The 13,302-nt window shown below is 63.8% G+C and carries 13 protein-coding genes, 1 tRNA gene and 2 pseudogenes; 2 read left to right on the top strand and 14 right to left on the bottom strand.

The window, feature by feature from the left end:
* Positions 1 to 81 precede the first annotated feature (81 nt).
* The gene (locus AC0GNO_RS20255; protein ID WP_034693535.1) at positions 82 to 1,050 is read right to left on the bottom strand and encodes an IS1595-like element ISAisp8 family transposase; all 969 of its coding nucleotides are present in this window, start codon (positions 1,048 to 1,050) and stop codon (positions 82 to 84) included.
* Positions 1,051 to 1,175: 125 nt separating this feature from the next.
* On the opposite strand from AC0GNO_RS20255, the gene AC0GNO_RS20250 reads away from it, so the two are divergent.
* Positions 1,176 to 1,829: an SOS response-associated peptidase gene (locus tag AC0GNO_RS20250; protein ID WP_472905262.1), complete on the top strand. Its 654-nt coding sequence runs from the start codon at positions 1,176 to 1,178 to the stop codon at positions 1,827 to 1,829.
* Positions 1,830 to 1,835: 6 nt separating this feature from the next.
* Here AC0GNO_RS20250 and AC0GNO_RS20245 read toward each other — a convergent pair.
* From AC0GNO_RS20245 to AC0GNO_RS20185, 13 genes and pseudogenes are all read right to left on the bottom strand, one after another.
* Positions 1,836 to 2,096: pseudogene (locus AC0GNO_RS20245) on the bottom strand (transposase); the annotation flags it as partial.
* Positions 2,097 to 2,178: 82 nt separating this feature from the next.
* The gene (locus AC0GNO_RS20240; protein ID WP_472905261.1) at positions 2,179 to 2,568 is read right to left on the bottom strand and encodes a helix-turn-helix transcriptional regulator; all 390 of its coding nucleotides are present in this window, start codon (positions 2,566 to 2,568) and stop codon (positions 2,179 to 2,181) included.
* 797 nt (positions 2,569 to 3,365) lie between these two features.
* Positions 3,366 to 3,425 (bottom strand): annotated as a pseudogene (locus AC0GNO_RS20235) (hypothetical protein); the annotation flags it as partial.
* A gap of 508 nt (positions 3,426 to 3,933) precedes the next feature.
* Positions 3,934 to 4,098, bottom strand: a complete 165-nt coding sequence (locus AC0GNO_RS20230; RefSeq protein WP_034693553.1) for a helix-turn-helix transcriptional regulator — start codon at positions 4,096 to 4,098, stop codon at positions 3,934 to 3,936.
* A 322-nt stretch (positions 4,099 to 4,420) separates the two neighbouring features.
* Positions 4,421 to 4,496 (bottom strand) — tRNA-Asn (locus AC0GNO_RS20225).
* A 90-nt stretch (positions 4,497 to 4,586) separates the two neighbouring features.
* Positions 4,587 to 5,687 (bottom strand): NAD(P)/FAD-dependent oxidoreductase, encoded by a 1,101-nt coding sequence (locus AC0GNO_RS20220; RefSeq protein ID WP_472890290.1) that lies wholly within the window; start codon positions 5,685 to 5,687, stop codon positions 4,587 to 4,589.
* A gap of 13 nt (positions 5,688 to 5,700) precedes the next feature.
* Positions 5,701 to 6,030: a ferredoxin FdxA gene (fdxA, locus tag AC0GNO_RS20215; protein ID WP_472890289.1), complete on the bottom strand. Its 330-nt coding sequence runs from the start codon at positions 6,028 to 6,030 to the stop codon at positions 5,701 to 5,703.
* A gap of 131 nt (positions 6,031 to 6,161) precedes the next feature.
* Positions 6,162 to 7,472: a sulfate adenylyltransferase subunit 1 gene (locus tag AC0GNO_RS20210; protein ID WP_472905260.1), complete on the bottom strand. Its 1,311-nt coding sequence runs from the start codon at positions 7,470 to 7,472 to the stop codon at positions 6,162 to 6,164.
* A 114-nt stretch (positions 7,473 to 7,586) separates the two neighbouring features.
* The gene (gene cysD, locus AC0GNO_RS20205; protein ID WP_472890287.1) at positions 7,587 to 8,546 is read right to left on the bottom strand and encodes a sulfate adenylyltransferase subunit CysD; all 960 of its coding nucleotides are present in this window, start codon (positions 8,544 to 8,546) and stop codon (positions 7,587 to 7,589) included.
* Between the two features lie 13 nt (positions 8,547 to 8,559).
* The gene (locus AC0GNO_RS20200) at positions 8,560 to 9,300 is read right to left on the bottom strand and encodes a phosphoadenylyl-sulfate reductase (protein ID WP_472905259.1); all 741 of its coding nucleotides are present in this window, start codon (positions 9,298 to 9,300) and stop codon (positions 8,560 to 8,562) included.
* A 13-nt stretch (positions 9,301 to 9,313) separates the two neighbouring features.
* Positions 9,314 to 9,700: a DUF934 domain-containing protein gene (locus AC0GNO_RS20195; RefSeq protein ID WP_472890285.1), complete on the bottom strand. Its 387-nt coding sequence runs from the start codon at positions 9,698 to 9,700 to the stop codon at positions 9,314 to 9,316.
* A 21-nt stretch (positions 9,701 to 9,721) separates the two neighbouring features.
* Positions 9,722 to 11,503, bottom strand: coding sequence for a nitrite/sulfite reductase (locus tag AC0GNO_RS20190; RefSeq protein ID WP_472905258.1), 1,782 nt, complete (start codon positions 11,501 to 11,503; stop codon positions 9,722 to 9,724).
* A gap of 21 nt (positions 11,504 to 11,524) precedes the next feature.
* The gene (locus AC0GNO_RS20185) at positions 11,525 to 12,316 is read right to left on the bottom strand and encodes a sulfite exporter TauE/SafE family protein (protein ID WP_472890283.1); all 792 of its coding nucleotides are present in this window, start codon (positions 12,314 to 12,316) and stop codon (positions 11,525 to 11,527) included.
* Between the two features lie 179 nt (positions 12,317 to 12,495).
* On the opposite strand from AC0GNO_RS20185, the gene AC0GNO_RS20180 reads away from it, so the two are divergent.
* Positions 12,496 to 13,302, top strand: coding sequence for a hypothetical protein (locus tag AC0GNO_RS20180; RefSeq protein ID WP_472905257.1), 807 nt, complete (start codon positions 12,496 to 12,498; stop codon positions 13,300 to 13,302).

Genomic DNA, 13,302 nt, shown 5'->3' with positions numbered 1-13,302 from the left:
AAGGGGTATCCACTTAGCTCCAGTCATCGTAAATGCTGGATGGATAACCAGTATTGAATGGTATGCCAGTCAGGCAAACAGTCAAGCCTTTTTCACCACGTCCCGGTACGTCACCGGTGCTGTCACGACCGCTTGTTGCAGCAACCGATAGAACAACATGCCGCGTGAGTTGGATGTGCGGCGATTGAAGCGGAACACGAACTCATCCAGGTAGGCATCCAGGTGTTCGGGCTGCACCGAGCCATGGTGTGTGCCCAGAATCCAGCGCTGCACCAGAGCCGCCACCCGATGCACGCCAGCCATCGAGACATGAGCCGGAACGTTGGAGCCCAACATGACCGTGCGCTGATGGACGAAGCCCAGGTCTTTCAATGTCAGGTAGGCAGCCGAGCCGTCGGTACGCACCTGTGCGCCAGGCTCGATAACCTCCTCCACGAACGGAATCACACAAGCAGCGGAGTCATTGGCAATGCGGCGCAGGCGGATGCGGCCGAATCCTTTGGGGTCCAGCATCTCCACGGCCATGACCACCAGCACCTTGCTCGTGCTGCTCTTGCGCCCTTTGGGTGAGATGGGGTTTCGCCTGTCTGTGATGGCCAGATAGGTCTCGTCAACTTCGACCAACCCTTTGAGCTGTTCGCGACCCGGTCGAACCATGGCACGACGAAGCCGATGCAGCATGGTCCAAGCGGTCTGATAGCTGCCCAGTCCCAGCACGCGCTGTAGACCCAACGCGCTCACGCCTTGCTTCTGATTGGTCAGGTACCAAGCCGCAGCCAGCCAAACGCGCAGTGGCGTTCGGGTCTTCTCGAAGATGGTGCCGGCGGTCACCGAACTCTGGTGTTGGCAACTCGGGCACATCAGCCGGGTACGCGTCGCACGATAGGCATCGCCTACGCAGCCGCAGCGCGGGCAGACAAAACCTTGGGACCACCGCAGCCGCTCCAGATAGGCAAGGCACGCCTCTTCGGTGGCAAACCAGTCAAGAAACTCGTTCCAAGTCTGCGGATAGTCTTTTCCGGGCGTTGGCGCTAAAGTATGGATATCCATCCAGTTATTCTGCATCTGCTGGAGCTAAGTGGATACCCCTTACATAACAACAGTATAGAAGCCAAGCCCATCCCTTGGGAATGCTTCACAGAAAACCGGCGCGAATCCGCGCATAGGATTGAACCATGTGCAGTCACTACGAAGGCGTGCGGGACGCACAGGTCTTGCGAAAGGTGTTCCAGGTGGAGCCACCGGCCGACTTGGGCAAAACCGATCTCTGGCCGGGATACCCCGGCCTGCTGATCCGCCGCCCCCGGGAGAAGGACTCGGGCGATGACGCAGCACCAGATCGGGAAGCGTTACCCGGCCTGTTTGGCCTGGTACCCCACTGGGCGACCGACCTGAAGATCTACCGCAGTACCTACAACGCCCGCAGCGAGACGGTGGCCACCAAACCGAGTTTTCGGGAAGCTTGGAAGAGGGCGCAGCACTGCATCATCCCGGCCCAAGCCATCTACGAACCGGACTGGCGCAGCGGCAAGGCCATTCCCACGCGCATCGAACGAGAAGACGGTCGGCCCATGGGGATTGCGGGTTTGTGGTCTGCCTGGAAGTCTCCCCAGGGGGAATGGGTGCACAGCTACACAATGCGGACGATCAACGCAGATACCCACCAACTGATGAACCAGTTCCACAAGCCGACCGATGAGAAACGCATGGTAGTGGTGCTGCCGGAGGCGGCCTATGAAGCGTGGCTGACGGCGACGGCTGAGCATAGTGAACAGTTCCTGGTGCCATTTGCGGCGGAGGGGTTGAGGGTAGGGAGTGGGCGAGATTGAAGGATGGCTGTAGTTGATGGCCTCGACCAGTTGCCGCTCGCTTCGGATGGAGAACAGGATCTGCAGCAGCAGTGCCTTGAGCAGCATCTCCGGCGGTACCGAGGGGCGCCCACGGCGGGCATACACCGCCTCGAAGTCGTTGCTCATCGTCGCCAGCAGCGCATCGACCACGGCGCGCAACTTGCGCAGCGGGTGGGCCTGCGGCACTCTCTCTTCAAGGCTGATGTAGCTGAACATCGCACTCTGGAAGTCTTGGTTGCCTCTCATCTTCCTCGGCTGGGTCGTTCTGGGATGGCTTCAGATCGTAGCGGCCGACTCGGGCACCGGCGGAGAATTTTTCAACGGCCTGCTAAAGCAGGCCGTAAAGACGGGCAATGCGCACAGCTGTGCGTCTGTCCGGCGCGTTCAGCTTTGCGTTGACGCGCTGAAATCGGCTGTCGATGGTTTTGGCCTCAAGATTCATGGCTGCACCGATCACTTTGCTGCTGTGTCCTGCGGCCTCACAGCGCAAAAGGTGCAGGTCGGCTTCTGTGAGGCTCGTGCCCCGGAGCAGTTCCTCACGCATGGATATTGCAATCGAGTGATGCAGCTCCATGGCAAGCGCGCGCGCCAGTACCCTGGCCGCGCGATCAAAGCTTTGCTGCTCGACCACAGTGGCAAACGTTTCCAACTGATCACGATCCAGCATATGGGGCGGCTCCGGCAGTGCCAGCGAAGGCAGATCGCTGTCTGCATCCATTTAGCTGGGAGCTGCGAAATCCTGTCTAGATGGCGCGGGTAGAACACCCACGCCTCATCTGCCCCCAGCCGGAAGAACTGGAAGTTGCATCCCAGCGCGTGGCCTGGATAGGCGGGAAAACGGGTTCCACTGGGCAGGGTGCTTGCAGTGGGTTTCGGCTCTGGGGATGCCTGTTGGCCTACATCACGCAGTACAGGGGGGACATCGTAAGGTCGCTCCAGACGTTTGCCGATTTCAGCCCATCGTCTCCCCGCTGCGTTGGCGCGCTCGCGCTGCAATGCCTCGGTGCGCTGTCGCACGGCACTCACTTCGGCCTCTATGGCGGCTTGTGCGGCGGCCCGGAGACCCAGCGTGTCGAGGTGATACCTCCAGCGAAAGCTCACCGTCTGCTTGAGAATGGCCATGGCGTCCTCGCGCGTGCGGGTGCCTGATGGCCATGCGGCTGAGACCACCAGTGAGCCGTACGCGCAGTGCTCAGGCTGGTCGTCGACCTGAGGGACGCCCGCGTCGTCCACCTGGACGAACAGCGCAAAGGCAGCACCCGTGTCCAGCGCACCGGTGGCCACCACCTTGGACTTCGGGGGATGCTCTCTCCATGCGAGAGGGCCTGAAATCTGAGCGTTCCACTCTACGGCCTGTGAGCGGTCCAGCCACGCCGAGATAACGCCTGCCGAGGTCCTGTATTCGGGCAACACGAGCGCCCCACGCTCGGCCAACTCGCGTGCAAATTCGATGCCCAGGCTTCTGGCGAGGTTCTCCGCACCGGCTTCGCACTCGGGGCGCTCCTGTGAGGCCTCGTGTGAGAAGTGCCACTCGTTGGTGTCTCCCTGTTTGGCCACCAGCGGGCTCTTGCACATGGGGCAGAAACATCCGCACGTAGCCCCTCGTAAGACTTCGCCGACGAAGCGTATGGCTCCGCTGGCATCAATCGCCATGATCTGGATGCTGGACATGGGTTGCTCAGTCCTCTCGCGCGTACCGAGTCAAAGGTTTCACCAGTGATGCCAGAGGAAGCATGCGTTTGCAGTCCTCGTCCAGCGGCAAGCCCTGGTACAACCCCACTAGATCCAGCAGCTCGGACACGGCTCCGTTTTCCACGCCTGTAGGTTCAAGGTGTTTCATGCACTCCACATCGACCATATCGAGCACGAGGTCCTGGCGATCGACCGGGATGGTGCTGCGCTCTTGTGGGCCTTGAGGGCGCACTTGCGCTCCTCGATAGGCTATGAAGAATGCATTTTGACCCTGAAGTCGGCGACTCGAAGGGGCTCGGACTCATTGAGCAGGCAATCCAGCTTCAAAAGCTTGAGGACTCGAATGCCTGACTATCCTCTCCGAGTCGTCCCGATGGAGAACCTGTCCGTTTCAGTGCGATGTCGCTGGGCGTGACTGGCTCCACAGATCCAGTTCGCTGCGGCGCCAGGCCACTGCGCGCACACCGAGACGAACGGGGCAGGGGAACTGTTGTTGGGCGATGAGCCTGTATATCGTCGATCGACCCAAGCCCGTCATCTGTATGACGGATGGCATGCGCAGAAACACGGTCGAAACTTGATCCTGTGTTTCCGGGGGTGGGGCAGAGGTCTGTTGCACGGCAATCTCCCGGTGGAGGCATGTAGGCAACTGTAGGGCGCTGCGGGCGCCTCGGTCATGCTGGATTCGCTGACAAATCTAGCGCATAGAGTTGTATCACCGAGCTTCTCGACGTCTTAGATGCCGTCTTGGCAAGACCGGTCTGTTGCGATCCGGACACATGCATGTTTCCGCGGAGAATTTCGGACACGTGTCGGACACGGCGTATCCAGAAAGCAAAAGAGTCAGCAGGCGCTAACCTGCTGACTCTTGATTTACTTGGCTCCCCGACCTGGACTCGAACCAGGGACCTGCGGATTAACAGTCCGTCGCTCTACCAACTGAGCTATCAGGGAACAGCCTCGAATTATAGTGTGATTTTCGCCGTTTTTGGAGGGCAGCGCATTTTTGTCAAAAAATGTCGCCGCATCCAGCGATGGTGGTCCTCAGTCGAACACCGGTGACTCCACACCCAGCACCTTGTGCAGCTTGGGGCTGGTGGTGGTGTACTGAAGGAACACTTTCTTCTCGGGAAAGATGATGGGCATGGCGCCAAAGGCGGCCAGGGCGCATTCATGGAAGCCCGAGAGGATGAGCTTTTTCTTGCCCGGGTAGGTGTTGATGTCACCCACCGCGAAGATGCCGGGGATGCTGGTGGAGAATTTTTCGGTGTCCACCACGAGCTGCTTGCGTTCGATCTCCAGCCCCCAATCGGCGATCGGACCGAGTTTGGGAGACAGGCCGAAGAACACCAGCAGGACGTCCAGCGGGACCACGCGCGTGACGGCATCGGAACCGGTCACCTTGATGCCGGTGAGCCGGCCGTTCTTTTCTTCGCAGCCCGTCACCTGGCCGACGATGAATTGCATCTCCAGCTGCTCGCACAGTTCGCGCATCTTCGCCACGTTGGCGGGCGCGGCCTTGAAACCGTCGCGGCGGTGGATCAGGATCACGCTCTCGGCCTTGTTCGGGCCCTCGGCGACGAAGTTCAGCGCCCAGTCGAGTGCGGAGTCGCCGCCGCCCACGATCACCAGATTCTTGCCGGCGAAATCGGCCGGGTTTTTCACCCGGTAAAACAGTTGTGAGCCTTCGAACGGATCCAGGCCTTCGACCTTGAGCGTGCGCGGCTGGAAGGCCCCCACGCCAGCGGCGATGAAGATGGTCTTGGTGAGGAAGCGCGTGCCCTTGGACGTTTCCACGAAGAAGCGGCCGTCGTCCTGTTTCTGGACCGTGGTGACTTCCTGCCCGAGGTGGAAGGTGGCGCCAAAGGGCTCGATCTGCTTGAGCAGGGCGTCGGTGAGCTCCTGACCGGTGCAGACCGGAACCGCCGGGATGTCGTAGATGGGCTTGTCGGGGTACAGCTCCACCGGCTGGCCGCCCGGGTAGGCGAGCGAGTCGATCACGTGGGCCTTGATTTCGAGCAGCCCGAGCTCGAACACCTGGAACAAGCCAACCGGTCCGGCGCCGACGATGACGGCATCGGTTTCAATCGGCCCGTCGTGGGCCACCGCGGTGTCTACCACTTGCCGGTTCAGTTGGGGTTCCATGACGGGCGTTGTTTCACCGGATCAGCTGGGGCAATTTACCCGTGCGGTCTTTCCACTCTTCGGCGTCGGGCAGCGCGTCCTTGCGCTTGGTGATGCTCTTCCAGCCCGGCAACAGCGCCAGTTCGGCGTTGAGGGCCGTCATGTGCAGCTGGTCTTTGGGAAGGTCTTCTTCGGCGTAGATCGCGCTCACCGGGCATTCCGGAATACACACCGCGCAGTCGATGCACTCGTCGGGGTCGATGGTCAGGAAATTGGGACCTTCGCGGAAGCAGTCCACGGGGCAGACATCAACACAATCGGTGTATTTGCAGCGGATGCAGGATTCGGTGACGACGTGGGTCATGGTAATGGTGAGAAATCGGTAAGACCCCGGATTTTAGGGTTTCCGGAGCGTAAGGCAGGGCCTAGGCCCTTGCCTTGACATAAGTTAACCGGTTGGGCCGGCTGCGAGAGCCGACGCGAACCCCGTGGGACTCAGTTCACGAGCACCGCGCCCGAGGTCCTGTGGCTGGCCGTGTCGACCAGCACCAGCGAGCCGAGCGCACGCGACTGGGCAAAGGGCAGGGTGACCAGCGGTTCCTGCAAGGCCAGTTCGATGTGGCCGATGGCGTTGGGCTCCAGCTGGGTTGCATCTTCCTCTGTCAGGGTGTTGATGTCCAGCTTGTGCACGATGCGCTTGACCTTGGCCTTGACCCAGCGGTGGCCGTGCAGTGCCCAGTAGACGCGGCCGGCGACCAGGGTTTCGTCGTCCATCCAGGCCACGGTGGCGCGGATCTCGCGGCTGGCTTCGAGTGCAGCGCCTTCCCCGTCAGCGGCGAGCAGCCAGTCGCCGCGCGACACATCGACCTCGCGGTCCAGCACGATGCCGGCGCTGTGGCCGGCCTGCACGGCCTTTGGATTGCGTGCATGGTCGAGCACCTGGGCCACGGTCGCGGTCTGGCCGCTGGGCATGACCTTGACGGGCTGGCCGGGCACCACGCCACCGGTGGCCACACGGCCCCAGAAGACGCGACGACCCTGGCTGGTGTCGGACGATGACGAGAACTTCTCTACCCACTGCACCGGGAACGCGAACGGCAGCGCGGTGTCGGCCGCGGTCACCGGCAGGTGCTCCAGGATGTCCAGCAGCGTGGGGCCGCTGTAGCCGCACCAGGCAGCGTCGGCCGCAGCATCCACCACGTTCCAGCCCTTGAGCGCCGAGACCGGCACGGTGGCTGTGACGGTGATGCCGGCTTCGGCCGCGAAGGCGGCCAGTGCGCCGCTGATGTGGGCAAACGCGAGTGCGCTGTCGGCCACGGCGTCCAGCTTGTTGACCGCGAAGACGATGGACGGTACGCGCAGCAGCTTGAGCAGCAGCGAGTGGCGACGGGTCTGCACCAGCAGCTTGAGGCCTGCGTCTTGCCAGTCCAGCTTGGTGGCATCGACCAGCACCACGGCTGCGTCGGCGGCGGAGGCAGCGGTCACCATGTTGCGCGTGTACTGCTCATGGCCCGGCGCGTCGCCGATGATGAACTTGCGGGTTTCGGTGTTGAAGTAGCGGTAGGCCACATCGATGGTGATGCCCTGCTCGCGCTCGGCCGACAGGCCGTCGGTCAGCAAGGCGAGGTCGGTTTCACCTTGGCGCTGCACACCGGCCAGGTGGTCCTGCAGCACCGCCTTGCTGTCCACCAGCAGGCGGCCGATCAGCGTGCTCTTGCCATCGTCCACCGAACCGCAGGTGATGAATTTCAAGGCGGGGCGGGTGTCGGAACCCACAGCAGAGGGAGCGGAAATGGTCGTGTTCATAAAAACTCTCGAATCGAAGTGTCTTAACCAAGAACACCGTGGAACCGGCTTTGCCGGGCCGCAGGTGTTGCCCCCCAGTGGGGGTGACGCGCCGCAGGCGCGGCGCGGGGGGCGTCAGAAGTACCCGTCTTTCTTCCGTTTTTCCATGGAGGCATCCGATGTCTTGTCGTCCATGCGCGTCGCACCGCGCTCGCTCACGTCGGCGGCCAGCGTCTCGATGACGATGTCGCCGGCCGTGGCGGCCAGGCTCTCCACCGGGCAGGTGCAGGTGATGTCGCCCACGGTGCGGAAGCGCACGTCGCGCACCTGCACCGTCTCGCCGTCTTTCGGCGGAGTCAGCTCGGTCACGGGCACCAGCAGGCCGCGGCGGTCCACCACCTCGCGCTGGTGCGTGTAGTAGATCGAGGGCAGGGCGATGTTCTCGCGCTCGATGTACTGCCACACGTCCAGCTCGGTCCAGTTGCTGATGGGGAACACGCGGAAGTGTTCGCCCGGTGCCAGGCGCGTGTTGAACAGGGTCCACAGCTCGGGGCGCTGGGCCTTGGGTTGCCACTGGCCGAAGCTGTCGCGGTGCGAAAAGATGCGCTCCTTCGCGCGGGCCTTTTCCTCGTCGCGGCGGGCGCCGCCGATCAGCGCGTCGAAGCGGAATTCTTCGATCGCTTCGAGCAGCGTGACCGACTGGTGCACATTGCGGCTTTCGCCCGGGTGGGCCAGGCGCACGGTGCCGCGCTTCATCGAGTCTTCGACGTTGCGCACGATCAGCTCGGCCTGCAGTTCGGCGGCGCGGCGGTCGCGGAAATCGGTCACTTCGGGGAAGTTGTGACCGGTGTCGATCATCAGCAGCGGGTAGGGGATGCGGCCAGCGCCAAAGGCCTTTTCGGCGCAGCGCAGCATGACCAGCGAGTCCTTGCCGCCCGAGAACAGCAGGGTGGGGCGCTCGAAGGCGGCCGCGACCTCGCGCAGGATGAAGATGGTTTCTTCTTCGAGCGCGTCGAGGTGGGCGTTGCTCAGGTGGTGGCCGGCGGCGGCGTGCAGGGCGGTCTGGATCACTTCGGTTTCGATGCGTGCGTTCATGGTGTGTTCTTCTTCAGGCGGGCTGTTTCAGCGGGCTCGATTCGCCAACGGGCTGCACATGCAGGCCGCACTCCTTGGCGCTCTCCTGTTCCCACCACCAGCGACCGGCGCGGAAATCTTCGCCAACGCTGATGGCTCGTGTGCAGGGTTCGCAGCCGATGCTGGGGAAAAACTGGTCGTGCAGGGCGTTGTAGTCGAGCTGGTGCCGGGCAATGAAGTGCCACACGTCGCCCCAGGTCCATTCGACGATGGGACTGATCTTCACGCGGGCCGGCTCCTGCACGATGTCGGCCACTTCGGCGCGGGCGTTCGATTGCTCGCGGCGCAGCCCGGTGATCCAGCCGTCCTTGCCGGCCAGCGCGCGCGCGAGCGGTTCCATCTTGCGGATGTCGCAGCACTGCTTGCGCAGGTCGATGCTCTCGTACATGGCCTTTTCGCCGTGGTGGCGCACGAACTTGATCACCGATTCGTTCTTCGGGCGGTAGATCTCGACGCTGCGGTTGTAGCGCTTCTCGATCAGGCCGATCAGCGCCAGCGTCTCGGCGTGCAGCTTGCCGGTGTCGAGCACGAAGACGCCCGACTGGATGCCGGCGAGGTGGATCAGGTGGGTGATCACGATGTCTTCCGCGCCCAGGCTGGAGGCCTGGGTCAGCTTCGGGTATTCGGCGGCGGCGCGCTGCAGCAGCGCGATGCTGTTTGCCACCTTGGCATCAAAGTCGGCCGAGGGCTTGTTGTAGAGGTCGATGGCGCTCATGTCTTGCTTTCGTTCAGGCCGTGACGGCAAAGTGCGGTTGCGTGTGCACCGCATCGCCCTGGTAGAAGTCGGGGTAGTGGGCCAGGAGCTTGCGGCCGTGGTCCAGGTCCTGATCGGCGCGCAGCACGGCCTGGCTGAAGCCGCTGCGCTGCATCTGCGCCAGCTGGTCGATCAGCACGTCGCCCGTGGCGCGGATCTCGCCGGTGAAGCCCAGTCGGCGGCGCAGCAGGAAGGCCTGGCTGAAGGCGCGGCCGTCGGTGAACTTGGGGAACTGCAGCACCACGGTGGTGATGCCGTCCAGATCGGCCTCGCGCGGGTCGGCGTCGTTGGCCAGCGTCAGGGTGCCGGCTTCGTCAGCGACGAAGGTCTGTGCCTTGAAGAATTGGAGCGTGGGTTTCATGCGGGTCTCGGCAACAAGGGCTCAGGCGGCAACGGGCGTGCGGGCGGTGGCCACGCGCACGGCGTTGGCGGCGGTCTTGAACGGGTCAACGCCGACGCGCTTGAGCGTGTCGATGAAGGTCTCGCGACCGTTGCGCTGCTCGCGGTAGGTGTTGATCAGGGCTTCGATCACGTCGGTCATTTCGTCGGCCGCGAAGGACGGGCCGATCACCTTGCCCGGCACAGCTTCACCCGACAGGCGCGTGCCGTCGGAGCCGCCCAGCGTGACCTGGTACCACTCCTGGCCGTCCTTGTCGACGCCGAGGATGCCGATGTGGCCGCTGTGGTGGTGGCCGCAGCTGTTGATGCAGCCGCTGATGTGCAGGTCGATCTCGCCCAGGTCGTGCAGCTCGTCGAGGTCCTGGTAACGCGCCAGCAGGGCCTGCGCGATCGGCAGCGAGCGGGCGTTGGCCAGGTCGCAGAAATCGCCGCCGGGGCAGGCGATCATGTCGCTCAGCAGGCCGATGTTGGGCTTGGCCAGACCGAGGCGGCGCGCTTCGCGCCAGAGTTCGGGCAGCTGGTCGCAGCGCACCCAGGGCAGCAGCAGGTTCTGTTCGTGCGTCACACGGGCTTCGCCGGCGGAGAAGCGGTCGGCCAGGTCGGCGGCGCGCTCCAGCTGCTCGGCGCTGGCGTCGCCGGGGGCCGAGCCCAGGCGCTTGAACGACAGCGTGACGGCGCGCAGGTCGGGGTTCTGGTGCGGCTTCACGTTCTGCGTGAGCCAGCGGCTGAACTCCACGTCGTCTTCGGCCGCGGCCTTGAGGATGTGGGCGATCTTGGCGTCGGCGCTCTTGCGGTCGCAGCGCAGCTCGGGCTGCACGAAGAAGGCGCTCACGCGGTCCAGTTCGGCCTGGGTGATGGTGTGCGGCGCGCCGTCTTGTTCGATGATGTCGGTGTATTCGGCTTCCACCTGGTCGGTGAAGGCCTGACCCTCGGCTTTCACCAGGATCTTGATGCGGGCCTTGTAGATGTTGTCGCGGCGGCCGAAGCGGTTGTAGGCGCGCACCACGGCTTCGAGGTAGTTGAGGATCTGGTTCCAGGGCAGGAACTCGCGGACCACGGTGCCGATGATGGGCGTGCGGCCCATGCCGCCGCCCACGCGCACCTGGAAGCCCAGGTCGCCGTCCACGTTGCGCAGCAGGCGCAGGCCGACGTCGTGCCAGGGGGTTGCAGCGCGGTCTTCGCGGGCGCCGGTGATGGCGATCTTGAACTTGCGCGGCAGGAAGGCGAACTCGGGGTGCAGCGTGCTCCACTGGCGCATGATTTCGGCGAAGGGTCGCGGGTCGGCCACCTCGTCCACGGCGATACCGGCGAGCGCGTCGGTGGTGATGTTGCGGATGCAGTTGCCGCTGGTCTGGATGCCGTGCAGGTTGACGCTGGCCAGCAGGTCCATCACGTCGGCCGCGCGGTGCAGCGGAATCCAGTTGTATTGCACGTTCTGGCGTGTGCTGAAGTGGCCGCAGCGGTCGGGCAGGCTGGGCACGTCGGCCAGGGCCGCGTTGGCCTTGGACACGTCGTGGTCTTCCTTGTGGTCGTAGTCGCGGGCGATCTGGGCCAGCACACGCAGCTGGGCGCTGTTCAGCTCGCCATACGGCACGGCCACGCGCAGCATCGGAGCAAAGCGCTGGATGTACCAGCCGTTCTGCAGGCGCAACGGTTTGAACTCGTCGCCGCCGAGCGTGCCAGCTACCGAGCGTTCGAGCTGGTCGCGGAATTGGGCAGCGCGCTGCTGGACAAACTGGCGGTCAAAGTCGGAGTACTGGTACATGGGCTTCGTGGGGAAAAAGAATCAGAAAGCGATCAGCTTGGTACCGGCGTAAGCCAGCAGCAGCGAGAGGACGGAGCGCACCAGACGCTCCGGGGTGTGGCGCATCAGCCGCGTGCCGAGCCAGATGCCGGGCAGCGAGCCGGCCAGCAGGTTGGCCAGCAGTGGCCAGTCCACCGAGCCGAGACTGGCGTGGCCCAGACCAGCCACCAGCGTCAATGGCACGGCGTAGGCGATGTCGGCCGCCACGATGCGCGGCAGCGGCAGCAGCGGGAACAGGATCAGCAGCACCGAAACGCCGATGGCGCCAGCACCCACCGAAGTGAGCGTGACCAGGGTGCCGATGACGGCGCCAAACAGCACCGGCAGGCTCCAGTGGCGGGCGCGGGTCGCGTCCTGCAGCTGGCCTTCGGGCAGGGTGCGCGGCAGCTGTTTGCCGCGGGCGGCCTTGTAGAGCATGGCGGCGGCGGTCAGCAGCAGGGCGATGCCCAGTGTGTGCGTCATGACCGACTGCACCTGGGGGTTGGCCGGGCCGACCCGGTGCAAAACCGCCAGGGTGACCAGTGCCGCCGGGATGCTGCCGGCGCACAACTGGCCGACCACACGCCAGGGCACCAGGCGCTGGCGCGCCAGGCTCACCGTGCCGCCGGCTTTGGTGAAGGCCGCGAACAGCAGGTCGGTGCCGACCGCCAGATAGGGCTTGACGCCGAAGAAGAAGATCAGGATCGGCGTCATCAGCGAGCCGCCACCAACCCCCGTCAGTCCGACGATGAGTCCCACAGCGAAGCCGGCAAAGATGATGGCGAATTCAGGCATGAACGCGACTGTAGTTTTGACCTCATATATTCCAAACGATTTTTTTTTCATTCACTTATACGTATATGGAATAAAGAAATGCTTCTGCGTTCTCGATGACCGCTGGCCATGTCAGGGCAGCCAGCGCAGCGGCGGTTCAACCGACCTGCATCTGCGCGGAACGACGGTGGGGCGGTAACATGAGCGCCATGCAAAAACAGCGCATCTATGTCGGCGTTGTGGGCTTTTCGGATGTCGAAAGGCACGCGCTCAACACCATGTTCCGTCTTTCTGAGACGCGCGAGCTGTCGTATGCGCCCTGGGTGCCGCTCGTCGCCCCCGGCGCCAAGCCACCAGTGGTGGGTGCCGATGTGATGCTGGTGGATGGCGAGAGTGCGGAGGCGGTGCTCTCGCATGCCAAGGTCATGCCCTCGGGGCAATGCCTGATCTGGGTCGGCCCTGGCGCACCGGCTCATGCCTGGCGTGTGCTGGAACGACCTATTCAGTGGGCCAGCGTGCTGAGCGACCTCGACGCTGTGTACGCGGCGCGGCAGGCCCATTTGGGTCTTCTGGATCTGGATGTCACCCGGCCGGCTCCGCTGGATCTTGAGTCCAGCCCCGAGCGCGTGCGGCGGGCCTTGCTCGTCGGGCTCAGTGGGCAGGAACGGTTGGCTTTGCGATCACGGCTGGCGGCGATGGCCGTGCCGGAGATCGACGAAGTCGACAGCACCGAGGCCACGATGAACCTGATGCGGCGCCATCCCTATTGCTGCGGTGTGTTCAACCTGGACAACCCCCATCTGGATGCCTGGTCGCTGGCCCGGTATTTCGGGCAAGGCAATCCACAGGCCCTGACCATGGGCATCAGCGAACACGCAGGGCCCTTGGCCGCCTGGTGGCGCCGTCGGCGGGTTGTGCGTGACGCCCAGCGGACCGGCATCAAGGCGCTGCTGGGGCGGCCGTTGCAGACGAACGATCTGATACAGGGCCTGGAGCGCCTGCGCTGA

This window comes from Hydrogenophaga sp. L310 (assembly GCF_055703065.1).
The sequence above is the reverse complement of the archived record's forward strand: the minus strand, read 5'-3'. Positions and strand labels throughout refer to the sequence as shown.

Bases quoted from the DNA above. Each gene is read 5' to 3' on its own strand.
- AC0GNO_RS20255 (WP_034693535.1), bottom strand. From the start codon at position 1,050: ATGGATATCCATACTTTAGCGCCAACGCCCGGAAAAGACTATCCGCAG.
- AC0GNO_RS20250 (WP_472905262.1), top strand. From the start codon at position 1,176: ATGTGCAGTCACTACGAAGGCGTGCGGGACGCACAGGTCTTGCGAAAG.
- AC0GNO_RS20240 (WP_472905261.1), bottom strand. From the start codon at position 2,568: ATGGATGCAGACAGCGATCTGCCTTCGCTGGCACTGCCGGAGCCGCCC.
- AC0GNO_RS20230 (WP_034693553.1), bottom strand. From the start codon at position 4,098: ATGCCATCCGTCATACAGATGACGGGCTTGGGTCGATCGACGATATAC.
- AC0GNO_RS20220 (WP_472890290.1), bottom strand. From the start codon at position 5,687: ATGGAACCCCAACTGAACCGGCAAGTGGTAGACACCGCGGTGGCCCAC.
- fdxA (WP_472890289.1), bottom strand. From the start codon at position 6,030: ATGACCCACGTCGTCACCGAATCCTGCATCCGCTGCAAATACACCGAT.
- AC0GNO_RS20210 (WP_472905260.1), bottom strand. From the start codon at position 7,472: ATGAACACGACCATTTCCGCTCCCTCTGCTGTGGGTTCCGACACCCGC.
- cysD (WP_472890287.1), bottom strand. From the start codon at position 8,546: ATGAACGCACGCATCGAAACCGAAGTGATCCAGACCGCCCTGCACGCC.
- AC0GNO_RS20200 (WP_472905259.1), bottom strand. From the start codon at position 9,300: ATGAGCGCCATCGACCTCTACAACAAGCCCTCGGCCGACTTTGATGCC.
- AC0GNO_RS20195 (WP_472890285.1), bottom strand. From the start codon at position 9,700: ATGAAACCCACGCTCCAATTCTTCAAGGCACAGACCTTCGTCGCTGAC.
- AC0GNO_RS20190 (WP_472905258.1), bottom strand. From the start codon at position 11,503: ATGTACCAGTACTCCGACTTTGACCGCCAGTTTGTCCAGCAGCGCGCT.
- AC0GNO_RS20185 (WP_472890283.1), bottom strand. From the start codon at position 12,316: ATGCCTGAATTCGCCATCATCTTTGCCGGCTTCGCTGTGGGACTCATC.
- AC0GNO_RS20180 (WP_472905257.1), top strand. From the start codon at position 12,496: ATGAGCGCCATGCAAAAACAGCGCATCTATGTCGGCGTTGTGGGCTTT.